Raw genomic sequence first — 23,040 nt, 5'->3', positions numbered from 1 at the left:
GGCACCCTCACCCGGCCACCCACTGGTCGTAACCCAACCTCGCCACCAACGCCAGCACCACCACCAGCAGCACCACCCGCACGAACCCGGAACCACGCCGCAACGCCATCCGCGCGCCCACCGACGCCCCCGCGATGTTGCACACCGCCATCGCCGCACCCATCAGCCACCACACATGCCCGGTCACCGCGAACACCGCCAGTGCACCGGCGTTCGTACCCGCGTTGACCACCTTCGCCATCGCCGAACCGTGCACGAAATCCGCACCCACCAGCGCGGTGAACGCCAGCACCAGAAACGTGCCCGTACCCGGACCGATCAACCCGTCATAGGCGGCGATGCCCACCCCGGCCACCAGCACCGCCACCACCACCCGCACCCGGGTCCGCCGCTGCGGCACCGCCAGCACCCCCAGCGAGGGACGCAGCACCACGAACAGCGCCACCGACACCAGCACCACGAGCACCACCGGCCGGTACGCCGACGGCGGCACCGCCCCGGCCAACGCCGCACCCAGGCCCGCGCACACCACCGCCAACGCCGCCGCCGGCCCCGCCACCACCCAGTCGATCTTCGTACGGCGGGCGTACGTCACCGCCGCCGTCGACGTGCCGGCGATCGCCGCCAACTTGTTCGTCCCCAACGCCGTCGCCGGTGGCAGCCCCGGAGCCGCCACCAGCAACGCCGGCAACAGCAGCAGCCCACCACCACCCACCACGGCGTCCACCCAGCCCGCCAGGGCGGCGGCGGTCAGCAGCGTCACCACGGTCGCCGGGTCCACCTCCACGAGCCGCCATTCTTCCCACTGCCGGCCACCCCACACCGCCGGCTGTGGCCAGCCTCACCGGCCCCGACGACGCCGCACCCAGATCCCCACCCCACCAATCGCCACAAACACCAGCATCGAACAGCACAACGCCCGCAGCATCGGGCAACTCTCCCACGCCGTCGCTAAGGTGACAGCGTGTGCCTGGCCACGTTCAACCTGCTGCACGGACGGTCCCTCGCCGACGGCCTGGTCGACCCGGCCCGGCTGACCGCCGCCGTCGCCGCCCTCGACGCCGACGTCCTGGCCCTGCAGGAGGTCGACCGCGACCAGTCCCGCAGCGGCCACCTCGACCTCACCGCCATCGCCGCCCAGGCCATCGGCGCACCCGAGCACCGCTTCGCCGCCGCCGTCGTCGGCACCCCCGGCGAGGCGTTCCGCCCCCTCACCCACGACGACGACGGCCACGGCGAACCCTGCTACGGCGTCGGCCTGATCTCCCGCCACCCGGTCACCAGCTGGCGGGTCACCCGACTGCACCCCGCCCCGGTACGCTCCCCGGTCTACGTGCCCGGCCCGGGCGGCGGCCTCATCCTGCTCCGCGACGAACCCCGCGTCGTGCTCGCCGCCGTGCTGGACACCCCACACGGCCCGCTCACCGTCGCCGCCACCCACCTGTCCTTCGTCGCCGGCTGGAACGTCCGCCAACTCCGCCAGGTCATCCGCGCCCTGCGCGCCCTGCCCGCCCCCCGCATCCTGCTCGGCGACCTGAACCTGCCCGCCTGGGCCACCCGCGCCGTCTCCGGCTGGCACCTGCTGGCCCGCCGACCCACCTACCCGGCCGCACAACCCCGCGTCCAGCTCGACCACATCCTCGCCGACCGGCACGGCTTCGACCAGCTACCCCCGGTCGCGGCCGTCCGCACCCCGCTGTCGACCATCTCCGACCACCGCCCCTTGGTCGTCGACCTCGGCACCCACCCCTGACCGCCGCCGCGCAGCACGCCTCGCGCGTCGGACACAGCAACATCAGGGTTGTTGCGGTGTCCGTGCCATCGGAGGCGGCAACATCAGGGTTGTTGCTGCCTCCTGAACTCGGGGTGCGGCAGGCGGAACAGTGCACGACCGTCGCACTGCGGATGCGCCGCCAGGTCAGCCGCCGAACGGGCCGCCCGCAGCGCGTTGCGGAACAGCATCGCCACCGTCACCGGACCCACCCCACCGACCCTCGGCGTGATCGCTCCTGCCACCCGCGCACACGACTCGTCCACATCCGGCAGCAACCGGCGCCCCGCGTACCGCACCCCAGCACCGACCACCACCGCACCCGGACGCACATGCTCCGGCCGCACGATGCCCGGCACTCCGGCCGCCGCCACCAGGATCTCCGCCCGACGCGTATACCGAGGCCAGTCCGCCACCCCGGTGTGCACCACCGTCACCGCCGCATTCGCCGTCGACCGCTTCTGCGCCAGCAGCATCGCCAACGGCCGCCCCAACGTCGCCCCACGACCCAGGATCACCACCTCACGGCCGGCCACCGGCACCCCGTGGTGGGCCAACAACGCCTCGATCGCCGCCGGCGTGCACGGCAGCGGCCCCGGCAACCCCAACGCCAGCCGCCCCATGTTCACCGGATGCATCCCGTCCACGTCCGAATCCGGGTCGAGGGTCTGCAACGCCCGGTCGTAATCCAGACCGCCGGGTACGGGGTACTGCACCAACACCCCGTGCACCCCCGGATCGGAGTTGAACTCCGCCAGCACCGCGTGCACGTCGGCCTGCGACGCCGTCGCCGCCAACCGCACGTGCGGCGACGCGAAGCCCAGCTCCGCCGCCTGCCGCTGCTTAATCCGGATGTAGCCGGCACTGGCCTCGTCGTCACCCACGAGCACCGTTGCCAACGCCGGGGTCATCCCCGCCGTCCGCAGCTCCGACACGCCTTCGGCCACCTGAACCAAGATCGCCTGTGCCACCGGCGCGCCCGGCAGCAGCCGTGCGTTCGTCATCGTCGTCGACATGGCTCACCTCGCCCGTGGCGGGCCCAGGCGGACGACCCCCACGACGAGCTTCCCGATGGTCTATCCCATCCCTGATGCCGCCAGTCGCGTCCCCGCCACCCTGCCATACCACCGGCCACGTCATCACCCCGACACGGCCACCGGACAGCACCGGCGCCAGATCAGTCAGGAGGCGAGAAGAGCCCCGCCAACGCCCGGTACGTACGGTTGGCCCGTACGGCCTCCCGCTGCTGGCCCGACGTCACCTCGATGTACGTCTGCGACGACGCCAACGACGCGTGCCCCAGCAAACGCATGATCTCGGCAGCCCCGGCACCGTCCTCGGCCAACCGGGTGGCGAACGTGTGCCGCAGCGCGTGCAACCGCGCTCCACGCGGCACCCGGTCACCGATCCCGGCCCGCCGGTAACAGGACTCCACCAGGTACTGAAGACCACCCCGGCGCAGCGGCTCGCCCTGCCGGTCCACCAGCAGCGGCGACACCTGGCGCACCGTACGGGAGCCGAAGCGGCGGGCACGGCTGTCGAGGTAGTTCGCCAGCACCGCGTCCAGATCCGGCTCGACCGGCAGCACCCGGGGACGCCCACCCTTGCCGGTCACCTCAATGCGTCGCTCACCGGGGCGACCACCGAGCGAACCGACCCGCAACGCCAGCAACTCCGACAGCCGCAGCCCCGCACACAGGGCCAGCGCCAGCACCGCCACGTCCCGCTCCGGCCACGGATCCCGCTGCCGGCCCTCGGCCCGCGCCGCCGAGGCGAGCAGGTGTTCGGGTGTGCCCTCACCGCGCAGCGGTTTCGGCGTCGGCAGGGGAGTACGGGGACGCCCCACGGCCGGCATCGGATTGCCGGGCACCACCTGCTCGGCGACCAGGAAACAGAAGAAGCCGTTCCAGGTGGACCAGGCCCGACCGACGGAACTGGCCGCCCGGCCGGCGGCGAACCGGGCGAACGCGGCCCGCATCAGCCTGAGGGAGAGCGCCTCGACCGGCAGGTCGGCCAGGGGGAGGGGAGGGGTGGACAGCTCTGCGGCGAGCGCGGCCACAGCGGTCAGGTCCCGCCGGTAGGCGGCCTGGGTGTGGGGGGAGGGCTTGCGGGTGGCCCGGGCGGTCAGGAACTCCTCGATCAGTGCCACCACCGATCCGTCCGGTTTGTCATGCATAAGGGATATTATGCATGATATTCGCATTCCGTGCGCCTCCGAGGGGAGGGGAGCCTTTCTGTCGGTGGGCGGGTCTACGGTGCGTGCACCGACCCCACTGGCAACGGAGGCGCACCATGACGACCCTGCCCGAGCGGCCCAACACGGCCCTGCTCGTCATCGACGTGCAGAACGGGGTGGTGGCGGGCAGCCACAACCGCGACGGCGTCATCGCCAACATCAACACTCTGCTGGGCAGGGCCCGCGCCGAGGGTGTGCCGGTCGTCTGGGTGCAGCATTCCGACGAGAGCCTTCCACAGGGCAGCGATGCCTGGCAGTACGTGCCCGAGTTGGTCCGCGAGGACACCGAGCCGCTGGTGCACAAGCGCTACGGCGACTCGTTCGAGGACACCGAGCTGGAGACGGTGCTCGCCGAGCGTGGCGTGGGCCGGCTGATCGTCACGGGCGCGCAGACCGACGCCTGCATCCGGTCGACCCTGCACGGCGCGCTCGTCCGGGGGTACGACACGACGCTCGTGGGTGACGCGCACACCACCGAGGACCTGACCGCCTACGGCGCGCCGCCGCCGGAGCAGGTCGTCGCCCACACCAACCTCTACTGGGGCTTCCAGAAGGCACCCGGTCGTCAGGGCGGCACCGTCGAGACCGCGGAGGTCAGCTTCGGCTCGACCGACTGACCGTCCGCGCCTCGCGGGGTCCAGCCGGCAGGGGCGTAGGGTACTTCACTCAACTTTACATAATGTACATTATCGAATGTCGCTTCAGGAGTCGGCGGGCAGTGGCTCGCGACGTGACCAAGAGCGCCTGTTGCCGACACTGCCCCGAGGACGAGTGCTGCGCGCTCGGGTGCCCGTTGTTGGGCGCTGGATGGTTCGGTCGCTTACCGCGGGCGGTGAGCGACCGGTGGGTCGATGCGCAGCCGGGCGTGGCGGTGGGTGTCGTGCCAGCCGTCGGCGTGGTGGCCTTCGCGGCGGGCGGTCCCCTCGGCCGGGTAGCCGGCACGTCGGGCGACGGCGCAGGAAGCGGGGTTGGCCGTCGAGTGGTTGAGTTCGAGACGGTGCAGTCCGGTGTCGAACGACCAGGTGGTGAGGGCGGTGAGGGCGCGCACTGCGACTCGCCGGCCGCGAGCGTACGGCAGGACCCAGTACGAAACCTCGGCGATGCCGTCGGCGAGGTCGAGCCGGCGCAGGCTGATCTGGCCGAGGACGCCGGTGCTGTCGGTGACGGCCCAGCCGGCTCCGCTCTCGGCCTGCCAACGTTGTGGCCAGGAGACGAGCCAGGCGTGGGCCTCCTCGTCGGTCATGGTGCGGCAGTGCCAGCGTTGGATGGCGGGGTCGGCGTAGCCGGCGAGGACGGCAGGTCGGTCGCCGGGTTGCCAGGGACGCAGACGCAGTCCGTCGCCGTCGATGGTGGGTTGCCGGTGGCGGTGCAGGCTGCCGGGCGGCAGGGCCGGTGGCACGAGCGCGGGCACTGTCAGAGGCCGCCGCCGACGCGGAGGATGGTGCCGGTGGTGTAGGAGGCGTCGGGGCTGAGCAGCCAGGCGATGGCGGCGGCGACCTCGTCGGGTTCGCCGGGGCGGCCGAGTGGGATGCGGCTGGCGGCGCGCTCGGGTCGGTCGGGTTGGCCGGACAGCGCGTGGATTTCGGTGCGGATGATGCCGGGGGCGACGGCGTTGACGCGGATGCCCCGGGGGGCGAGCTCCTTGGCCAGGCCGATGGTGAGGGTGTCGGTGGCGGCTTTGACGGCGGCGTAGTGGACGTACTCCCCTGGGCTGCCGAGGGTGGCGGCGACGGAGGAGAGGTTGACGATGGCGGCGCCGTCGCCCATGCGGCGGGCGGCCTGTTGGGCGCAGAGGACGTAGCCGATGAGGTTGACGTCGACGACGCGGCGCAGGTCGTCGGGGTCGAGGTCGGTGAAGGGCCCGATCGGGCTGGTGATGCCGGCGTTGTTGACCAGGCCGGTGAGGGTGCCGAGGTCGGCTGCGGCGTCGAACAGGGCGGTGACCTGGTCGGGGTCGCGGGTGTCGGCGGGTACGGCGATGGCGCGTACGCCGGTGGCGCGCAGGTCGGCCACGACGGTGTCGGCGGCGGTGTGGTTTCGGCGGTAGCCGAGGGCGATGTGGTGGCCGGTGTGGGCGAGGCGGCGGGCGGTGGCGGCGCCGATGCCGCGGCTGCCGCCGGTGATGATGGTGACGTTGGTCAATGGACCTCTCCCCTGCCCCGAGCCGGTGTCGGGGACGTTACCGGCGTGGTCACGGTGGCGGGTAGCGCGGTGTGGTGGAGCGCACGGCCGGTGGTGGGTGATGGCATACGCTCGCGGCGACCGTGTCGGTGGGGAGGGCCTGTGGCGGGTGTGGCTGTCGGTGATCTGGTCGACGATTTCGAATTGCCGGACGAGACGGGTCGGCCGCGGCGGTTGACGGAGTTCTTGGCGGCGGGGCCGGTGGTGTTGTTCTTCTATCCGGCGGCGATGACGCGGGGGTGCACGGCGGAGAGTTGTCACTTCCGGGATCTGGCGGCGGAGTTCGCGGCGGTGGGTGCGCAGCGGGTGGGCATCAGTCGGGATTCGGTGCGGCGTCAGGCGGAGTTCTCGCGGCTGCACGGGTTCGACTATCCGTTGTTGTCGGATCCGGACGGTGTGGTGGCGGATCGGTTCGGGGTGCGGCGGCGGCTGCCGTTGGGTTCGTTGAGTACGCGGCGGATGACGTTCGTGATCGGGGTCGATCGGCGGGTCGTCGAGGTGGTGCACAGCGAGTTGGGCATGCACGAGCATGCCGATCGGGCGTTGCGGGCGTTGGGGGGCTGATCTTCGTGTTGTCGCTGGCGGCTGGTATCAAGGCAGGCGGCTGAACACGTGTACGAGGAATGAGGTTGGGCGATGGGTGCCGCTGGTCAGGGTTTGTCCGAGGACGAGGTGCGCGGCATCCGGGAGGCGTTGGCCGCGGGCCGTAAGCCGAAGGTGGTGTTCACGGCGGCGGCGGGTCAGGTCGCCGGTCAGCTGGGTCAGGTGGTGGAGTTGACCGATCCGGCGGAGTCCGACGAGTTCGTGGTGGTGCGGTTCGGGCGCGACGAGTTGCCCTTCTCCCCCGCCGATGTGGCGGTGGCGCCGCGGGGTGCGGGTCGGCGGCCGGCGGAGCCGAAGGTGGAGTCGGCGCCGGTCGAGCCGGCGGCGGTGGCGCCGGAGTTCGTGTTGGACCGGGCACCGCAGCAGCGCCGTGAGGAGCAGCCGGGTCGGGAGGAGCAGTCGGGTCGGGAGGAGCCGAGGGTGGACGAGACGGTGGGGTCGAAGGTGGAGGCGAAGCCGGCTCGGCGGGCGGTGAAGGCGACGAAGCCGAAGGGGCCGGCGGGTCTGACGGTCACGTTGGCCTATGCCGAGGGCGAGTGGACGGTCGCGGCGCAGCAGGGTGGGAAGGTGTTGGCCAAGCCGTACGTGCTCAAGCCGGCGGAGGCGCTGCGGATGGTGGCGTTGGTGGACGTGCCGGGGGTGCACGAGGCGGTGGAGCAGATCCTGGCGGCGGAGCGGTCGGAGGCGGAGCGGCAGGCGGAGAAGTTGCGGGCGGAGTTGGCGGAGATCGAGGCCCGGTTGGCGGAGTTGCGCGAGGCGGGCTGAGGTTTCGATCCGACCGGTGGCCCGGTCCGGCATCCCCTGCCGGGCCGGGCCATCGGCGTCTGTCAGAAGTAGTCGATGAGGTGGGCGGTGGGTCCGGCGGCGAGCAGGTCCAGGGCGCTCGGGTCGGGTGTGGTGTGGTGCAGCAGTCCGGTTTCGGCGAGGGTGCGGGCGGTGGCGGTGCCGGTGTAGAGGCGGGCGAAGCCGCGTACGGTCAGGTGCAGGTCGGCGTCGTCGGTGGTGTGGTGCAGGTCGGCGTGGCCGTCGGCGACGGTGAGTCGCCAGGTGCCGGTGTTCCAGTCGGCGAGGTTGTCGGTGAGTGTGAAGGTGACCTGGCCGTGGGTGTGGGTGGGCCAGCCGCGGGTCTGTACGGCGCGGACGACGTCGACGGGTCGGTGCATCCAGGCGTCGCGTTCGTGTTCGCGGGCGCGTTCCAGGGGCAGGTGGGTGCTGATGGTGTCGCCGGGTAGCGGGGCCAGGCGCAGGGTCGGGGTGACGCTGTGCCAGCTGGCGAGGACGCCGACGAGGGCGCGGGCGGCGTCGGCGGTGGTGGCGAGGATGTCTTCGACGGTGAGGACGGCGTCGGGGCCGTAGCCGCGGCCACGGTCCCAGCCGGCGTACCCGAGCAGGTGTCCGTCGTGTTCGACGAGGGTGAGCCCGTCGTAGGGCAGCTCGTCGGTGGCGGTGAACCGGGGGTGGGTGCGGGTGAGCAGGCCGTTGCGGTGGTGGGCGACGCGGCGGTGGAGCTCGGCGGTGGCGGGCAGGTCGGCGGTGGTGCCGGCGCGGACGGTCAGCCGTGGGTCGGGGCGGTGCCGGGGCAGGGTGGCGGTGGGCAGGTCGAGGGTGCGGAGCTGTCCGGTGATCTCCCAGCCGCAGGCGCGGTAGGGGGCGGCGGTGGTGGGGAACAGCGTGCTGACGGCGGCGCCGCGGTCGCGGGCGTTGCGGAGCAGGGTTTTCAGCAGGGCTCGGCCTACTCCGGTGCCGCGTGCCTCGGGGGTGACGGCGACGCCGGCGACGTCGGCGGCGGGTACGGCGTGTCCGGTCCACCACTGGTCGTCGTGCAGGTCGACGGCTTTGCCGATGAGGGTGCCGGTGGGGTCGAAGGCGCCGTAGAGGGTGCGGCCGGTGGGGTTCGGTGGTGGGGGTGGTTGCGGGTCGGAGCCGAAGGCGAGCCGGCCGAGCTGCCAGGCGTCGTTCAGGTCGTCGGGGGTGAGTTCACGCACGTCGGGCACGGGCCGACGATAGCGGTCGTGGTGGTGCGGTCGACCGCATTTTCCGGTGGGTTCAGGTGGTGGTGACGGGCTCGTGGCGGACCGGGAAGTTGACCGAGTTGGCGATGAAGCAGGTGTGGTGGGCGTCGTCGTGCAGGGCGGTGGCGATGTCGGTGGTGGTGGGGTCGGCGACGGTGACCCGGGGTCGCAGGGTGACCTCGGTGAAGTGGCCGTTGCCGGTGTTGTCGGTGGTCATGGTGCCGGTGGCGTGGTCGACGTAGTCGGTGACGACGATGCCCTTGTCGGCGCACAGGTGCAGGTAGGCGAGCATGTGGCACTGGGACAGGGCGGCCAGGAGGAGTTGTTCGGGGTTCCAGCGGGTCCGGTTGCCGTGGAAGGTGGGGTCGGAGCTGCCGGGAATGGGTGGGCGGCCGTCGGTGGTGATGTCGTGGTCGCGTCGGTAGTCGCGGTAGCCGCTGGTGCCGGTGCCGAGGTTGCCGGTCCAGGTGACGGTGGTGGCGTAGTGGTGGGTGCGGGGCATGCTCAGCCTTTCGGTTCGTTGTGGTGGGTGAGCAGGAGGTCGAGTAGGCGGACGAGTTCGCGGCGGTCGGTGGGGTCCAGTGGTGCGAGCAGGGTGTCCTGGGCGGTGTCGAGGGCGTGTTGCAGGGTGGTGAGTTCGCGTCGGCCGGCGGGTGTGATGTGGACGATGTTGCGGCGCCGGTCGGTGGGGTCGGGTTGGCGGCGTACGAGGTGGCGGTCGGCGAGGTCGTTGAGGGTGGCGACGATGTCGCTGCGGTCGATGCCGCTGTGCCGGCCGAGGTCGGCCTGGCTGGCGGGGCCGGTTTCGGCGAGGGTCGCCAGCAGTCGGTAGTGGTAGCCGCGGGCGTGGTGGGCGCCGAGTGCGGTGGTGACGAGGCGCGCGGCGTGGGTGGCGGTCTGGGTGAGCAGCCAGCTGGGGGTGGTGCGTAGTCGGCCGGGGGTGGGGGCGCTGGGGTGCTCCATGGGGGTGACTGTACGCGATTTCGTTGGCGGCACCCACGACCCGTGTTATGTTGGCCATGCCAATGTTGGCGTTGCCAATGAATAGGGGTTGACATGTCCACCACCCTCAACGGGCAGATCCTCGGCCGGACCCACTACGCCGCCCGGGCGGTGCTGGAGCGGGAGTTGGGCCGCCTCGGCTTGACCTTCGCGCAGGCGTTGCTGCTCAACGCGCTGGCCGCCGCCGATGCTCCGCTCCCCCGCGTCGAGGCCGCCCGCCGGCTGGTCGACGCGCTGAAGGTGTCGACCGCGACGGCGCACGCCACGCTGGCCGAGCTGATCGCGGCGACGCTTGTGGCACCGCTGCCCACCGACGCCTCCCGGGTCGCGATGACCCCGACCGGACGGCACACGCAGCAGCTGGTCGCCGCAGCTTCCGCCGAGATCGGCGCCCGGCTGTGGGCCGATCTTTCCGCCGACGACCTGGCGGCGGCGGTCCGGGTGCTGGAGGTGGTGCGCCGCCGCGCCGAGCAGACCCTGGCGGCGGCGTGACGGACGGGCGGGCCCGGGCTTTCCGGATTCCCGCCCGCCGCCCGATCAGTGCTGCGGGATGTGGGTCACGCCGATGCGCTTGCGGAACACCCAGTACGTCCAGCCCTGGTAGGCCAGCACGATCGGGGTGAAGAACACCGCCACCCAGGTCATGATCGTCAGGGTGTACGGGGTGGAGGCGGCGTTGGTGGCGGTGAGCGTGCCGGCGGGATCGAGCGTGGAAGGCAGCACGTTCGGGAACAGGGCGGCGAACAGGGTGGCCACGGCCAGCCCGATCGCCGTGGCGGTGCCGGTGAAGGCCCAGCCCTCGCGGCGTACCAGAGCCGCGGCGAGACCGCCGAGCAGGGCGAGCGCGGCGGCGACGGCGAGCACGACGGCGGCCGCGCTGGAGCGGATGGTCAGCGTCCAGCTCAGGAACGCCACCGCGAGGACCGCGGCGGCCACGCCCAGGCGCACGGCCAGCGTGGCCGCCCGCTCGCGGATGTCGCCGACGGTCTTGAGGGCGACGAAGACGGCACCGTGGGTGGCGAACAGCGCCGCGGTGGTCGCGCCGCCGAGCAGGGCGTACGGGTTGAGCAGGTTGAGCAGGCCGCCGACGTACTCGTGGTCGGCGTCGAGCGGTACGCCGCGCAGGATGTTGGCGAACGCCACGCCCCACAGGATCGCCGGAACGAGCGAGCCGAAGAAGATGGCCTTGTCCCAGCGGCGTTTCCAGGAGGCCTCGGGGCGCTTGTGGCGGTACTCGAAGGCCACGCCGCGGGCGATCAGGGCCAGCAGGATGAGCAGCAGCGGCAGGTAGAAGCCGGAGAAGAGGGTGGCGTACCACTCGGGGAAGGCGGCGAACATGGCGCCTCCGGCGGTGATCAGCCAGACCTCGTTGCCGTCCCAGACCGGCCCGATCGTGTTGATCATGACGCGGCGTTCCTTGTCGTCGCGGCCGAGCACGGGCAGCAGCATGCCGACGCCGAAGTCGAAGCCTTCGAGGATGAAGTAGCCGGTGAACAGCACGGCGACGAGGAGAAACCAGATGGTGGTCAGTTCCACGATGGGGCTCCGGGCTCAGTAGGCGAAGGCGAGCGGACGCTCGGCGTCGTCGGTGTCGTCGGGTTCGGGGGCCGGGGTGACCTCGGGTACGCCGGCCTTGGCGTAGCGGATCAGCAGTTTCACCTCGATGACGGCGAGGACGGCGTAGATGAGGGTGAAGGCGGTGAAGGAGGTGAGCACCTCGGTCAGGGAGACGCTGCGGGACACGCCGTCACGGGTGAGCATCTCGCCGAAGACGATCCAGGGTTGGCGGCCCATCTCGGTGAAGATCCAGCCGAAGGAGTTGGCCAGCAGCGGCAGGATCGGCATGGCCAGGCCGGCGCGCAGCAGCCACTTGCTGTTCGGGACGGTGCGGCCCTTTCGTTGGGTCCAGAGCACCAGCAGGGCGATGGCGGCGGCGGCGAGCCCGAAGCCGATCATGAGTCGGAAGCTCCAGTAGGTGACCGGGATGATCGGGGTGTAGCTGCCGGCGCCGTACTGGGCGCTGTAGAGGGCCTGGAGGTCGTTGATGCCCTGCACGGTGCCGTTGGGGTCGCCGGTGCCGAGGTAGGACAGCAGGTACGGGATCTTGAGGGCGAACAGTTCCCGGCTGCCGTCGAGGCTGCCGATGGTCAGGACGGAGAACGAGGCGGGGCTCTCGGTGGTGTAGAGGCCCTCGGCGGCGGCCATCTTCATCGGCTGCACCTGCGTCATGATCTTGCCTTGGATGTCGCCGGTGATGACGACGAGGGTGGCGCTGGCCAGGGTGACCCAGGCGCCGAAGCGGGCGGCGAAGCGGTAGGCGGGGGTGTCGGCGCTGTCGCGGTTGCGGATCAGGTGCCACAGGGCGACGGCCACCAGCAGCGATCCGGCGACCAGGAAGGCGCCGGCGATGGTGTGCGGGAAGGTGATCAGGGCGACCTTGTTGGTCAGCACGGCGACGAAGTCGGTCAGCTCGGCCCGTCCGGTGTCCGGGTTGTAGCGGTAGCCGACCGGGTTCTGCATGAACGAGTTCGCGGCGAGGATGAAGTACGCAGACAGGTTGGTGCCGATGGCGGCGGCCCAGATGCTGGCCAGGTGCAGGCGTTTGGGCAGCCGGTCCCAGCCGAAGATCCACAGGCCGATGAAGGTGGATTCGAGGAAGAACGCGACGAGGGCCTCGATGGCCAGGGGGGCGCCGAAGATGTCGCCGACGAAGCGGGAGTAGTCGCTCCAGTTCATGCCGAACTGGAACTCCTGCACGATGCCGGTGACGACGCCCATGGCGAAGTTGATCAGAAAGAGTTTGCCGTAGAACTTGGTGAGCTTGAGGTACTTCTCGTCTCCGGTGCGGTGCCAGAGGGTCTGCAGGATGGCGACCAGGACGGACAGGCCGATGGTCAGCGGTACGAAGAGAAAGTGGTAGACGGTGGTGACACCGAACTGCCAGCGGGCGACGTCCAACGCGTCCACCTGCGACCCCCAGCCAGTCATACTACAAGACGTAGTAAATACTACTGCGTGTCGTACAGGGATCGGCAGGGGCGGGTGGCCCGAACCGGACCGGGACCAATGACCCTGCTCACTCCTGCCGTAGGACCCGCCCTGGGCGCCGCGTCGTCGGTTCCCCGTGCGATCATGTCCCGCTGATGGAAGCAGCCCACTCCCCCTGGCGTCCGCCGCTGATCTGGCGCGTCGCGTTGCTGCTGGCGCGCCTCGTCGTCGGGATGCTGGCCCGGCTGCGGGTCACCGGCGACATACCGGCCCGGCTGCGCGGCGGACCGCTGATCCTGGCCGCCAACCACATCAGCCCGTTCGACCCGATCGTGCTCGCCGCGGCCTGCCGGGCCCGCCGGGTGGCACCCAGGATCATGGCCACCGGCGGGCTGTTCCGGGCCCCGCTGATCGGCGTCGCGATGCGCCGCGCCGGGCACATCCGCGTCGACCGGGGCACCAGCGGCGTACACCGGGCCTTGGACGACGCCGCCGCCGCGGTGGCCGCCGGCGCGCCGATCCTGGTCTACCCGGAGGGACGCATCGGCCTGGACCCGGGCATGTGGCCCGAACGCGGCAAGACCGGCGCCGCCCGTCTCGCCCTGGCCTGCGGTGCGCCCGTCGTGCCGGTCGCCCAGTGGGGATCCCACGAGGTGCTGCCCTACCAGACCCCCAAGGGTCTGCTCGGCGGCATCGTCCGCGCGCTGGTCCGTCGCCCGACGGTCCGGGTGCACTTCGGCGACCCGGTGGAGCTGACCGACCTGACCCTTGGCACGCCGGGCGCGGCCCGACGGGCCACCGACCGGATCATCGACGCGATCACCGACACCCTCGCCCCGCTGCGGCCGGACGAACCCGACCGGCCCCGCCACGTCGACCCCGGCCGTCCGGTCGACCTCGGGCGCGTACACCGGCGTCGTCCCACCGCTGGCTGAGCGCTCGCCGCAAACCCCGGGCGCGCGCCGGGCTGCGTGGGTTTCCCGGGCTCAGGTCGCCTGCTGCACCGCCCGCAACACCTCCGTCACGGCCGAGGCCACCGGTGCCACCGGCGCGGCCAGCGCCGCCAGGCGCTGCAACAGCGCCGTGACCCGGGCCGGCTCCGGAACCGGCCGCGCCAGCTGGACCCGCAGTTCCGCGGCAACCGCCCGAGCCGGCTCCGGCAACTCGTCACGATGCCGGTCGAGGGTCTGCACCAGTTGCGTGATCAGGGCCGGCAGGTCCACCCCCGGTGCGGTGGCCCACAGTCCCCCACCGACGGCGTGTGCTCCCGGTCCCACTGCCTGGTTGCCGACCTGGCTCACCCCACCCGACTGCTGGACACCGAAGTTGATCGAGTTGTCGGACGTGGTCATGACGGCCTCCCGGTGCCGGCTCGACGGCTCGTGCCCTGCGGCGACGGCTGCTCTGTGGTGCTCTGCTGTTCCGCTCGCGCCCCGGCACCGACCGCCTGGTTACCGACGACGCTGAGGCCGCCGGTCTGGATCACACCCTGGTTGAGGATCATCGTCTGCCGGGTGCGGAACTCGGCGGTGTCCACACCCCTGTCCTCCAGGAAGTCGACGATGGCGGCCAGCACGTGCCGCTCGACCACCTTGAGGTGTTTCGCGGCGTCGAGCACCTGGAAGTAGTTGTGGTAGGTGATGCCGGTGGCCAGCTCCCGTACGCCGGCTCGGGCGCCGTAGTCGTAGCCGAGGTCCTCACGGGCCATCCGGCGCGACCGCGCCTGCCGGATCTGGTGACGCACCACCCGGACGCCGTCGCGTACCAGGCGCACCGGCGCGCCGAGGGCGGTACGTACCAACTGCTCGGCGGCGCCGGTGAACAACTGGACGAACTGGCGCACCGGGAGCCACTCGGTCAACCGGTCCACGTCGTGGTACTCGATGCGCGGCGGTTCCAGCAAGGTCCGGGCGCACTCCAGGTAGAGCACCCGACCATCGGTGGAGAAGTGCAGGAACGTGCAGGCCACCACCTCACCGCCCCAGGACGGAACCAGGGCGCACAGGAAGTGCCGGGCGGCGCCCTGCGGCCGGCTGGCCACCGCCCGCAGCCGCTCGTCGGACCAGCGCTGCCGGGGCATCCGGCCGCGGTCGGGCAGCAGCTGCGGATCGTCGCTCAGCAGACCGCCGTGCACGAAGACCCGGTCCTCCAGCACCAGCCCGGCGAGCCGTTCCGGATTCAGCTCCGGATCGCCGGCCGGGTCGAGCCGGATCGCCGCCAGCCGGCGCCGTACATGGTCGATCAGGTCCACCACGGCGAACCGTACGTCGGCGTCGGCGCCCGACGATCCGGACAGCTGCGGCTCGGCCCGGTGGATCGGCAGGGCGAACGACCAGCCGGCCACCGGGGCGCCATGCCCGACGAACGGGGTGTACCCGCTGTAGATCGTCACGTTGCCGTGCTGCGCCGTGTCGACAGCCGCCAGGCGTGCGGCGTAGCGCTGCGGCACCGGGCTGGTGCCGGAGGCCGCAGGTTGGAAGTGCCCGCGCCGTAGCCGCTCCACCAGCAGTTGCCGAGTGCCGAACAGGTGCAGCACGAGGATGAGGTACGCGACCAGGCCGGCCACCAGCGCCAGCCACGGCAGGCCCACCGTCCAGCTGAGCGTGCTCTCCCCCTCGCCGGTGTCGATCCCGACGAACTGCACCAGCAGCCACACCGACACCACTGTGGCCGCCACGAGGGCCAGCACCGAGACGAGTGGACCGAGCGGGCCCTGCCGGTTGGTCCGGGTGAGCGACATGACGATCGCCAGCACCGCCGCTACCAGCAGCGTCCACAGCGGCGCCAGCAGCAGGGCCATACCTCCGGCGATGATCAGGCCGGCGTCGCGACGGATTCGCCGCTGGCGTGCCTCAAGGCAGTGCCGCAGCACGGTGGTCAGGTCGAAGCCGACCGAGGGCGCCACCGCCCGCAGCTCGTCGTCGAAGACCTCGGACAGGGCCGAGTCGGCGAACGTGTCGTCGGTGTGCGCCGCCACGCACAGGTAGCGGGTCGCCTCGCTGGTGGCGTCCGCCGGGCCCTCCGTCGAGGCCTCGGGGGTGCCCTGCCGGATCACCATGTCAGTCGCCTCCCAGACCGGGAACGGCCGGTCGAGACCGGTGCCGCCGTGCCGGCACCGCCGCCAGCAGCAGGCCGACGACGAAGCCGCACAGCAGGGCCCGTACCAGTTCGTTGAGCAGTTCCGCACGAATCTCCGACCCGACGTAGACGCCGCTGTCGACGGCCAGGTGCGCCAGGGCACCGCCAACCGTGGCGAGCGCCGCCGCCAGGACCGTCGCACCGAGCGTGCCGAGGAACCGGTACGCCCCAGGCGGCGTGCCCCCGGCGGCCAGCCTGCGCAGCATCACCAGCACGATCACGACGAACAGCGCCACCTGGGCAGTGCGGGCGAGGTGGTAGCTGGACAGTGTGTCCGGGCCGCCCCACCGCAGCCACGACAGCCCCAGCAGCAGCGCGTCGACCACGGTCGTGACGATGCCGGCCGGGCCGTCGACGCGGGGCAGGTTGACCCTCAGCTCCCGCAGCAGCTCGTCTCCCCAGGGGCTGCCGGCGACCAGCGTGGTGACCAGCAGCGCCCCGAACCCGGTCGGGAGGCCGCGGGTCGCCGGGCGGCGCGGCGGCGCGACGCGTCCGGGCAGCGGATGCACCGGGCGGATGGTCAGCGCCGCCGGCGTCGAGGGCGGGTCGTCGCGTCGCGGTACGGGGTTCGTCCACGCCATCACCCGGGCATCGTCACCGGTGCCGACCAAGCGGGGAAGGTTACTGTCCGGCATCCGGCAGTCACCAACGGGTACCGGTTGTGGCGTGGACGACGAGACGCACCCGGCGTGCCGCCGGCCCGCCACCGCGCGGTCACCCGGGCCAGGCATACTGCGCCGCGTGCCCACGACCGCGCACCCCTACCTCGACGCGCCCGCGCCGCTGGCCTTCGCCCACCGCGGCGGCGCCGCCGACGGCGACGAGAACACCGTGGCGGCCTTCGCCCGAGCGGTCGAACTCGGCTACCGGTACGTCGAGACCGACGTGCACGGCACCGCCGACGGGGTGGCCGTGGTGTTCCACGACGACACCCTGGAACGGGTCACCGGGCAGCGTGGCCGGGTGGGCGCGATGCGCTGGGCGGACCTGGCCAGCGTGCGGGTCGGCGGTTCCGCCGTGGTGCCGCGCCTCGACGAGGTGCTCGACGCGTGGCCGCAGGTGCGGTTCAACATCGACGTCAAGTCCGACGCCGGCGTGACCCCGACGGTGACCACGGTCGACCGGGCCGGCGCCATAGACCGGGTGCTGCTGGCCTCGTTCAGCGACGCCCGGTTGACCCGGCTGCGGGCGCTGACCGGCGGGCGGGTCGCCACCAGTCTCGGGGTACGCGGGGTGGCCCGGCTGCGGTGGGCCTCGTGGACCGGCCGGCCGCTGCGGTTGCCGCCGTCGGTGGTGGCCGCACAGGTGCCGGTGCGCTACGGCCGGGTGCCGGTGGTCGACCGCCGGTTCCTACGGACGGCTCACCGGCTCGGTCTGCAGGTGCACGTCTGGACGATCGACGAACCTGCCGAGATGCACGAGTTACTTGATCTTGGGGTTGATGGCATCATGACCGACCACGTCGGCGTGCTGCGCGACGTCTACCGCAGCCGCGGCCACTGGGCCGCCTGAACACCTGGGCGGAGGACCCCCCATGGCCGAGACGGTCACCCCGGCGGCGCAGGACGCGCCACCGCCCAGGAGCACCCGCCGCGAGCGCACCGGCTGGTACTTCTACGACTGGGCGAACTCGGCCTTCCAGACCACCGTCATCACGGTCTTCCTCGGGCCGTTCCTGACCAGCGTCGCCGAGGTCGCCGCCGGATGCGAACTCGGCGCCGACGAGTGCGTCGGGTACGTGTACCCGCTGGGTATCAAGGTGGCCGCCGGCTCCTACTACCCGTACCTGATCTCGCTGTCGGTGCTGCTGACGGTCTTCGTGCTGCCGGTGATCGGCGCCATCGCCGACCGGTCGCTGCACAAGAAGCGGCTGCTGGCGGCCACCGCGTTCACCGGGGCCGCGGCGACCATCGGGATGCTCTTCGTCACCGGGGACCGGTACCTGCTCGGCGGGGCGCTGTTCGTCATCGCCAACATCAGCTTCGGCGCGGCGATCGTGGTGTACAACTCGTTCCTGCCGCAACTGGGCGGACCGGACGAGCGCGACGCCATCTCCAGCCGGGGTTGGGCGCTGGGCTACCTGGGCGGCGGCCTGCTGCTGGCGTTGAACCTGGTCGCCGTGCAGTCGTTCGACAACGGCACCGCCGAGCGCGACCTGGACATGGCCCGCTGGTCGATCGTCTCGGCCGGGCTGTGGTGGGCGGCGTTCACCCTGGTGCCGCTGCGCTGGCTGCGGGAGCATCCCACCGCCGCCGCGCTGGCCGCCGCCGGCCGCGGCAACGTGCTCACCGACGGGTTCCGGCAACTCGGCCGCACCCTGCGGGAGATCAAGGCGTACCCGCTGACGTTGTTCTTCCTGCTGGCGTTCCTGGTCTACAACGACGGCATCCAGACCGTCATCACCCTGGCCAGCCAGTACGGCACCGAGGAGCTGCGGCTGGGACAGAGCACCCTGATCGTGACGATCCTGCTGGTGCAGTTCCTGGCCTTCGGGGGCGCGTTGGGGCTGGGTGCCCTGGCCGGGCGGATCGGGGCCTGGAAGACGGTCCTGCTCAGCCTGGTGCTCTGGACCGGGGTGATCGTCGCGGCGTTCCGGCTGCCCGCCGAGGCGCCGCTGCCGTTCATGGTGCTCGGCGCGGCCATCGGTCTGGTCCTCGGTGGCAGCCAGGCGCTGAGCCGGTCGCTGTTCAGCCAGCTGATCCCCGCTGGCAAGGAGGGCGAGTACTACGGCTTCTACGAGATCAGCGACAAGGGCACCAGCTGGCTCGGCCCCCTCGCGTTCGGTCTGGTGTTCCAGCTCACCAACTCCTACCGCGTCGGCCTGGTCTCCCTGCTGATCTTCTTCGTGGTCGGGTTCCTGCTGCTGGCGGCGGTGCCGATCCGGCGGGCCATCATCGCCGCCGGCAACACCCCGCCGCGGGTGCTCTGATCCCGGCGGCGATGCGATGATCGACACCCCGGTCGGGGCAACCGCGCGGGCCCGCCTCACCGCGCACTAGGCTGCCGGTCCGTGACGACCGACGACGCCGTACCGACCTGCCTGGCCCGCCCGACCCTGCCCGGTGCGGCCGACAACCCGGCCGGGTGTGTCGCCGCCCGTGGCGTCGACGGACGACCGGCGCACGCCGCCGCGCTGCGGTTCTTCTGGGGGCCGATGGACTGCGGCAAGTCCACGATGGCGTTGCAGATGAACTACAACCATGCCCGGCAGGGACGTCGAGGGCTGGTCACCACCCGCATCGACCGCTCACTCGGCCCGCAGGTGACCACCCGCATCGGGTTGGCCCACGAGGCCGTCGAGGTGACCGACGAGCTGGACCTGCGCACCCTGGTCCGCGACGCCTGGGCCGACGGGGTGCGGGTGGACTACCTGATCTGTGACGAGGCCAGCTTCTACGCCGTCGAGCACGTGGAGCAGATGGCCGACCTGGTCGACAGCTACGACGTCGACGTGTACGCCTTCGGCCTGGCCACCGACTTCCGCTCCAGCATGTTCCCGGCGGCGCGGCGGCTGTTCGAACTGGCCGACTCGGTGGCCCGGATCCAGGTCGAGGTGCTCTGCTGGTGCGGCCGCGAGGGGCTGCTCAACGCCCGCGTCGCCGACGGGCGGGTGGCCCGCGAGGGCGCACAGGTCGTCATCGGCGACACCGCCGACACCGCCGACGTGCGGTACCAGGTGCTCTGCCGCCGGCACCACCGCGCCGGTGACCTCGGTCCCGGCAGCGCCGCCACCGGAACCTGAGCCCGCGCCCCGCATAACGAAACGATCACCGCTGCGAACCTTTCCCCGACCCCGGCCCCTTCTGGTGCATGACGGGAGCACCAACCAGGGGCCGCACCGGCCCGCGAACCGGCGGGGGTACACCACAGATGAGGTTCGCGTTGCGGCGTGCCCGAGCCACCAGGGGTCTGCTGCTGGCCGCCGCCGGGGCGGCGCTGGTGGCCACCGTCGCGCTCACCGGTCTGGCCGCGTACAACCGCGACGTCGTCGACTCCGGCACCCGCAACGTGCTGGCGGCGGCCACCGCCGAGGAACGGTCGGTCCTGGTCCGCGCGTCCGCCGGACGTACCGATGCGGCGCTGCGCGACCGGGACGGCGCGTTGCGGCAGCGGGTCGAAGCCGACCTGGCCGGTCTGCCGGCCCGGGTCAGCGCCGCCGGGTACGCGGCTGGTCGGCAGTTGCGCGGTGACACCGGTGACGCTGTCGCCGACCGCAGCGGAGTCACCTACGCGTCGGTGATGTTCCTCGACGATCTGCCCGCGCACGCCCGGTTGACCTCCGGCACGTGGCCGCGTACCGGGGCCGATCCGGTGCAGACCGCGATCGGCGAGGCCGCCGCGACGACGCTGCGGGTGGGGGTCGGCGACCGCATCCCGATCACCGACGGGCTCACCGGGCGGGTCACCGAGGTCGTCGTGACGGGCGTGTTCAGCCCCGTGGACCCGGACGCCGCGTACTGGCGGCTGGCGCCGGAGACGAGCACCGGTTCGCTGTCGCAGGCGGCCACCTACGGCCCGATGACGGTGTCCCGGGACGACTTCGCCACCCACTTCCTGGCCAACGCCTCCGCCGGCTGGCTTGTCGAACCCGACCTGACCGGGATCGGTCCGACCGCCCTGGACCGGCTCGCCGACGCCGCCGCCCGCATCACCACGAGCAGTTCGGCCGACGCCGGCCTCGGTGACTCCGCGGTGGTCAGCGGTGACCTGGTGGACCTGGTGCAACGACTGCGCCAGGCCACCCTCGTCGGCCGGTCCGCCCTGGTCACGCCGATGCTGCTGGTGGTGGTGCTCGGCGGGTACGCGCTGCTGCTCGTGGCGATCCTGCTCACCGAGCACCGCCGGGGTGAGACCGCGCTGCTGCGGGCCCGGGGCGCCGCCCGTTGGCAGGTGGCCGGGCTGACCGCAAGGGAGGCCACCCTGGTCGTGCTGCCGGCCGTGGTCCTCGCCCCACCGCTCGTCGTGGAGTTGCTCGGGCTGGCCGACCGGCTGCCCGGACTCGCCGCCGTCTCACTACGACCGGACCGGGCGGACCCGACGGTGTGGCTGGTGGCCGGGCTCGCGGCCGCCGGCTGCGCGGCCGCGATGATCGGCCCGAGTCTGCGCCGCGGCGGCAGTTACGTCGCTGACCTGGCCAGCCGGTCCCGACCGAGCCGGCGAGGCATGGTGCAGCGGGCCGGCCTGGACGTCCTGCTCGTCGGCCTGGCCCTGCTCAGCTGGTACCAGTTGAGCAGATACTCGTCCCCGCTGTCCCGCTCCCGGGGCGGTGAGCTGGGCGTCGATCCGCTGCTGGCGGCCGCGCCGACGCTCGGTGTGCTGGCCGGGGCGGTGCTCGCACTGCGGCTGCTGCCGCCGCTGGTGCGGCTGACGGAACGCTGGGTGGACCGCCGGCCGTGGACCGCCGTGATGCTCGGCACCTGGCAGGCCGGCCGGCGCCCGCACGCCGGGCCGGTGCTGCTGCTCGCCCTCGCCGTGGCGGTCGGCACCCTGGCCTGGTCCCTCGCCGGGACAGCGCAACGGTCCCTCGACGACCAGGCCGCCCACCGGGTCGGCGCCGACCTGCGGCTGACCGAGACCACCGGTGCCGCCCCGGACGGCCGCGCCGAGCAGCTCGCCGACCTGCCGGGTACCCGGGCGGTCCTGCCCGCCTGGCGGGAGCCGGTGCGGCTCGGCGCCGGCGCCGAGCCGGCGACCATGATGGCGGTGGACGCCGGTGCCGCGGACGGGGTGTTGCGGTTGCGGTCCGACCTGGCCGGCGGATCCACCGGTCGGCTGCTCGGCGGCCTCGCGGAAGCGCGGGTGCCGGCACCGGCGACGGTGTTGCCGACCGGCACCCGGCGACTGACCGGTCAGCTGCGTACCCGGGGCGTCGTCGACGTCGGCACGGGTGGGCCCATCCGCCATGAGGTCGTGCTCAGCGACGCCCGGGGCGAACACCGCCGGGTGGTCCTGGGCTCGACCGGCTGGGACGGTCAGCCGCTACGGTTCTCCGTCGAACTGCCGGCCGGCGACGGGCCGTGGCGGCTGGCCGGCTTCACCACCGATACCCGCGGTGGCCCCCGGCTGAGCCTCGACTGGCGGTTGTCGGACCTGCGGGCCAGCCCGGACACCAGCACCGGCACCCCGGTCGATCTGGGCGCGGACGGACCGTGGCAGGTGGTCGACCGCGCGGGAACCGCCACCGCGTCCACCGGCTCCGGTGCCACCCTGTCCGGCCGCTACGCACGTGACATGCCGGTGAGCTGGAATGCCCCGGACACGCCGGTGCAGCTGGCCGTCACCCGGCCGGCCGGAACGAACCCGGTGCCGGTGGTCGCCACCGCGGCGGCGCTGGACACGCTGCACGTCGACGTCGGGGCGCAGACCAGGCTGTTCCTGGGCGGCGCCGAGGTCGATGTCGTCATGGTCGACCGGGCCACGGCTCTGCCCGGTGACGTCGAGGACGCCGCGTTGCTTGTCGACCTGCCGTCGTTGCGTACCCGGCTGTTCCACGAACACGGCATCGTCCGCTCACCGCAGGAGTGGTGGGTGGCCGCCCAGCCCGAGGCGGCGGCGCAGGTGGCCGGGGCAGCCGCCGCGCTCGACGGTCTGACCGTGCTGGATCGCCGGGACGTCGCCGACCAGTTGGCTCGCGACCCGTTCGGCGTGGGCGCCCGCGGTGCCCTCTTCGTCGCCGCCCTCGCGGCGGTGCTGCTGGCCGCGGTGGGGGTGGCCGTGGACGTCAGTGCCACGGCGCGGCGCCGGGCCGGGGAACTGGCCGTGCTGCACACCCTCGGCGCGGGTCACCGCCTGGTGGCCCGGTCGCTGCTGGCCGAGCAGTCGTTCCTCGCCGGCCAGGGTGTGCTGGTGGGGTTGGCCGTGGGCGTCGGTGTGGCGGCGACGATGGCCCCGCTCGTCATCCTCACCCCGTCGGCGGACCGCCCCGATCCGCCGCCGCTGCTGAGCGTCGACTGGGTGCCGGTGCTGGGTACCGGCATCGGACTGCTGGCGCTGGCCCTGGCGTTCAGCGCCGCGGTGTCGGTGAGCGTGCGGCGACGACTCACCGCCGCGCACCTACGTGCCGGGGAGGCCCAGTGAGCGCGAGGAGTGCAGCGCAGCGGAGCCCCGCA

23 protein-coding genes and 1 riboswitch are annotated in these 23,040 nt (G+C 72.4%); of the genes, 10 read left to right on the top strand and 13 right to left on the bottom strand.

Going from position 1 to position 23,040, the window contains the following annotated elements:
• Positions 1 to 7 precede the first annotated feature (7 nt).
• The gene (locus O3597_RS10000; protein WP_164449924.1) at positions 8 to 781 is read right to left on the bottom strand and encodes a TSUP family transporter; all 774 of its coding nucleotides are present in this window, start codon (positions 779 to 781) and stop codon (positions 8 to 10) included.
• A gap of 183 nt (positions 782 to 964) precedes the next feature.
• Here O3597_RS10000 and O3597_RS09995 point away from each other — a divergent pair, with 183 nt between their 5' ends.
• On the top strand, positions 965 to 1,753 hold the full coding sequence (locus O3597_RS09995; protein WP_281603943.1) for an endonuclease/exonuclease/phosphatase family protein: 789 nt from the start codon (positions 965 to 967) through the stop codon (positions 1,751 to 1,753).
• A gap of 83 nt (positions 1,754 to 1,836) precedes the next feature.
• Here O3597_RS09995 and O3597_RS09990 read toward each other — a convergent pair whose 3' ends face one another.
• A complete protein-coding gene (locus O3597_RS09990; protein ID WP_281603942.1) occupies positions 1,837 to 2,787 on the bottom strand; it encodes a tetrahydrofolate dehydrogenase/cyclohydrolase catalytic domain-containing protein in 951 nt (316 codons plus the stop codon).
• Positions 2,788 to 2,801: 14 nt separating this feature from the next.
• A riboswitch (ZMP/ZTP riboswitch) is annotated at positions 2,802 to 2,885 on the bottom strand.
• Positions 2,886 to 2,948: 63 nt separating this feature from the next.
• Entirely contained in the window at positions 2,949 to 3,947 is a 999-nt protein-coding gene (locus O3597_RS09985; RefSeq protein WP_281603941.1) for a tyrosine-type recombinase/integrase, read from the bottom strand.
• A gap of 116 nt (positions 3,948 to 4,063) precedes the next feature.
• Here O3597_RS09985 and O3597_RS09980 point away from each other — a divergent pair, with 116 nt between their 5' ends.
• Positions 4,064 to 4,624, top strand: coding sequence for a cysteine hydrolase family protein (locus O3597_RS09980; RefSeq protein WP_164449884.1), 561 nt, complete (start codon positions 4,064 to 4,066; stop codon positions 4,622 to 4,624).
• 203 nt (positions 4,625 to 4,827) lie between these two features.
• Here O3597_RS09980 and O3597_RS09975 read toward each other — a convergent pair whose 3' ends face one another.
• Together O3597_RS09975 and O3597_RS09970 are read right to left on the bottom strand one after the other, a co-directional pair.
• Positions 4,828 to 5,418 carry a GNAT family N-acetyltransferase gene (locus tag O3597_RS09975; RefSeq protein WP_281603940.1) on the bottom strand — a complete coding sequence of 197 codons (591 nt, stop codon included), beginning with the start codon at positions 5,416 to 5,418 and terminating at the stop codon, positions 4,828 to 4,830.
• Positions 5,419 to 5,420: 2 nt separating this feature from the next.
• On the bottom strand, positions 5,421 to 6,149 hold the full coding sequence (locus O3597_RS09970) for an SDR family oxidoreductase (RefSeq protein ID WP_164449882.1): 729 nt from the start codon (positions 6,147 to 6,149) through the stop codon (positions 5,421 to 5,423).
• A gap of 141 nt (positions 6,150 to 6,290) precedes the next feature.
• Here O3597_RS09970 and O3597_RS09965 point away from each other — a divergent pair, with 141 nt between their 5' ends.
• Together O3597_RS09965 and O3597_RS09960 are read left to right on the top strand one after the other, a co-directional pair.
• Positions 6,291 to 6,752, top strand: a complete 462-nt coding sequence (locus O3597_RS09965; RefSeq protein WP_281603939.1) for a peroxiredoxin — start codon at positions 6,291 to 6,293, stop codon at positions 6,750 to 6,752.
• Positions 6,753 to 6,824: 72 nt separating this feature from the next.
• Positions 6,825 to 7,556, top strand: a complete 732-nt coding sequence (locus tag O3597_RS09960; protein ID WP_164449881.1) for a hypothetical protein — start codon at positions 6,825 to 6,827, stop codon at positions 7,554 to 7,556.
• 62 nt (positions 7,557 to 7,618) lie between these two features.
• Here the strand turns inward: O3597_RS09960 and O3597_RS09955 are convergent, their stop codons facing one another.
• From O3597_RS09955 to O3597_RS09945, 3 genes are read right to left on the bottom strand one after another with little or no spacing between them, the layout of a single operon-like run.
• A complete protein-coding gene (locus O3597_RS09955) occupies positions 7,619 to 8,785 on the bottom strand; it encodes a GNAT family N-acetyltransferase (protein WP_281603938.1) in 1,167 nt (388 codons plus the stop codon).
• Between the two features lie 52 nt (positions 8,786 to 8,837).
• Positions 8,838 to 9,305, bottom strand: a complete 468-nt coding sequence (locus tag O3597_RS09950; RefSeq protein ID WP_281603937.1) for an OsmC family protein — start codon at positions 9,303 to 9,305, stop codon at positions 8,838 to 8,840.
• A 2-nt stretch (positions 9,306 to 9,307) separates the two neighbouring features.
• Positions 9,308 to 9,766: a MarR family winged helix-turn-helix transcriptional regulator gene (locus O3597_RS09945; protein WP_164449878.1), complete on the bottom strand. Its 459-nt coding sequence runs from the start codon at positions 9,764 to 9,766 to the stop codon at positions 9,308 to 9,310.
• Positions 9,767 to 9,859: 93 nt separating this feature from the next.
• Between O3597_RS09945 and O3597_RS09940 the strand changes: the two genes are divergently transcribed.
• On the top strand, positions 9,860 to 10,297 hold the full coding sequence (locus O3597_RS09940; protein ID WP_164449877.1) for a hypothetical protein: 438 nt from the start codon (positions 9,860 to 9,862) through the stop codon (positions 10,295 to 10,297).
• A 45-nt stretch (positions 10,298 to 10,342) separates the two neighbouring features.
• Here the strand turns inward: O3597_RS09940 and cydB are convergent, their stop codons facing one another.
• Both cydB and O3597_RS09930 read right to left on the bottom strand, forming a co-directional pair.
• Positions 10,343 to 11,341 carry a cytochrome d ubiquinol oxidase subunit II gene (cydB, locus tag O3597_RS09935; RefSeq protein WP_281603936.1) on the bottom strand — a complete coding sequence of 333 codons (999 nt, stop codon included), beginning with the start codon at positions 11,339 to 11,341 and terminating at the stop codon, positions 10,343 to 10,345.
• Between the two features lie 15 nt (positions 11,342 to 11,356).
• The gene (locus O3597_RS09930) at positions 11,357 to 12,772 is read right to left on the bottom strand and encodes a cytochrome ubiquinol oxidase subunit I (protein WP_216592347.1); all 1,416 of its coding nucleotides are present in this window, start codon (positions 12,770 to 12,772) and stop codon (positions 11,357 to 11,359) included.
• A 176-nt stretch (positions 12,773 to 12,948) separates the two neighbouring features.
• Here O3597_RS09930 and O3597_RS09925 point away from each other — a divergent pair, with 176 nt between their 5' ends.
• Positions 12,949 to 13,728 (top strand): lysophospholipid acyltransferase family protein, encoded by a 780-nt coding sequence (locus tag O3597_RS09925; RefSeq protein WP_281603935.1) that lies wholly within the window; start codon positions 12,949 to 12,951, stop codon positions 13,726 to 13,728.
• A 51-nt stretch (positions 13,729 to 13,779) separates the two neighbouring features.
• On the opposite strand, the gene O3597_RS09920 is transcribed toward O3597_RS09925, so the two are convergent.
• The 3 genes from O3597_RS09920 to O3597_RS09910 are packed head-to-tail and all read right to left on the bottom strand — an operon-like array spanning position 13,780 to position 16,566.
• Positions 13,780 to 14,145 carry a hypothetical protein gene (locus O3597_RS09920; RefSeq protein ID WP_164449874.1) on the bottom strand — a complete coding sequence of 122 codons (366 nt, stop codon included), beginning with the start codon at positions 14,143 to 14,145 and terminating at the stop codon, positions 13,780 to 13,782.
• Positions 14,142 to 15,851, bottom strand: coding sequence for a hypothetical protein (locus tag O3597_RS09915; protein ID WP_164449873.1), 1,710 nt, complete (start codon positions 15,849 to 15,851; stop codon positions 14,142 to 14,144). The genes O3597_RS09920 and O3597_RS09915 overlap by 4 nt, the downstream gene beginning before the upstream one ends.
• A 1-nt stretch (position 15,852) precedes the next feature.
• Positions 15,853 to 16,566, bottom strand: a complete 714-nt coding sequence (locus tag O3597_RS09910; RefSeq protein ID WP_281603934.1) for a hypothetical protein — start codon at positions 16,564 to 16,566, stop codon at positions 15,853 to 15,855.
• A 106-nt stretch (positions 16,567 to 16,672) separates the two neighbouring features.
• On the opposite strand from O3597_RS09910, the gene O3597_RS09905 reads away from it, so the two are divergent.
• The 4 genes from O3597_RS09905 to O3597_RS09890 all read left to right on the top strand — a co-directional run bounded on the left by O3597_RS09905 (position 16,673) and on the right by O3597_RS09890 (position 23,008).
• On the top strand, positions 16,673 to 17,443 hold the full coding sequence (locus O3597_RS09905; protein ID WP_281603933.1) for a glycerophosphodiester phosphodiesterase: 771 nt from the start codon (positions 16,673 to 16,675) through the stop codon (positions 17,441 to 17,443).
• Positions 17,444 to 17,465: 22 nt separating this feature from the next.
• Complete coding sequence (locus O3597_RS09900) at positions 17,466 to 18,860, top strand: MFS transporter (protein ID WP_281603932.1); 1,395 nt, start codon at positions 17,466 to 17,468, stop codon at positions 18,858 to 18,860.
• A 126-nt stretch (positions 18,861 to 18,986) separates the two neighbouring features.
• Complete coding sequence (locus O3597_RS09895; RefSeq protein WP_281604511.1) at positions 18,987 to 19,673, top strand: thymidine kinase; 687 nt, start codon at positions 18,987 to 18,989, stop codon at positions 19,671 to 19,673.
• Positions 19,674 to 19,801: 128 nt separating this feature from the next.
• Positions 19,802 to 23,008 carry an FtsX-like permease family protein gene (locus tag O3597_RS09890; protein ID WP_281603931.1) on the top strand — a complete coding sequence of 1,069 codons (3,207 nt, stop codon included), beginning with the start codon at positions 19,802 to 19,804 and terminating at the stop codon, positions 23,006 to 23,008.
• Positions 23,009 to 23,040 lie beyond the last annotated feature (32 nt).

It is taken from the genome of Verrucosispora sp. WMMA2044, from assembly GCF_027497155.1.
Classification (GTDB): domain Bacteria; phylum Actinomycetota; class Actinomycetes; order Mycobacteriales; family Micromonosporaceae; genus Micromonospora; species Micromonospora palythoicola.
Note: the sequence above shows the minus strand (reverse complement) of the source record. Positions and strands in the feature narration are given on the sequence as shown.

Coding starts and splice junctions, on each gene's coding strand:
- O3597_RS09915 (WP_164449873.1), bottom strand. CDS start 15,851: ATGGTGATCCGGCAGGGCACCCCCGAGGCCTCGACGGAGGGCCCGGCG.
- O3597_RS09890 (WP_281603931.1), top strand. CDS start 19,802: ATGAGGTTCGCGTTGCGGCGTGCCCGAGCCACCAGGGGTCTGCTGCTG.
- O3597_RS09925 (WP_281603935.1), top strand. CDS start 12,949: ATGGAAGCAGCCCACTCCCCCTGGCGTCCGCCGCTGATCTGGCGCGTC.
- O3597_RS09940 (WP_164449877.1), top strand. CDS start 9,860: ATGTCCACCACCCTCAACGGGCAGATCCTCGGCCGGACCCACTACGCC.
- O3597_RS09945 (WP_164449878.1), bottom strand. CDS start 9,766: ATGGAGCACCCCAGCGCCCCCACCCCCGGCCGACTACGCACCACCCCC.
- O3597_RS09990 (WP_281603942.1), bottom strand. CDS start 2,787: ATGTCGACGACGATGACGAACGCACGGCTGCTGCCGGGCGCGCCGGTG.
- O3597_RS09960 (WP_164449881.1), top strand. CDS start 6,825: ATGGGTGCCGCTGGTCAGGGTTTGTCCGAGGACGAGGTGCGCGGCATC.
- O3597_RS09920 (WP_164449874.1), bottom strand. CDS start 14,145: ATGACCACGTCCGACAACTCGATCAACTTCGGTGTCCAGCAGTCGGGT.
- O3597_RS09910 (WP_281603934.1), bottom strand. CDS start 16,566: ATGCCGGACAGTAACCTTCCCCGCTTGGTCGGCACCGGTGACGATGCC.
- O3597_RS09985 (WP_281603941.1), bottom strand. CDS start 3,947: ATGCATGACAAACCGGACGGATCGGTGGTGGCACTGATCGAGGAGTTC.
- O3597_RS09950 (WP_281603937.1), bottom strand. CDS start 9,305: ATGCCCCGCACCCACCACTACGCCACCACCGTCACCTGGACCGGCAAC.
- O3597_RS09900 (WP_281603932.1), top strand. CDS start 17,466: ATGGCCGAGACGGTCACCCCGGCGGCGCAGGACGCGCCACCGCCCAGG.
- O3597_RS09980 (WP_164449884.1), top strand. CDS start 4,064: ATGACGACCCTGCCCGAGCGGCCCAACACGGCCCTGCTCGTCATCGAC.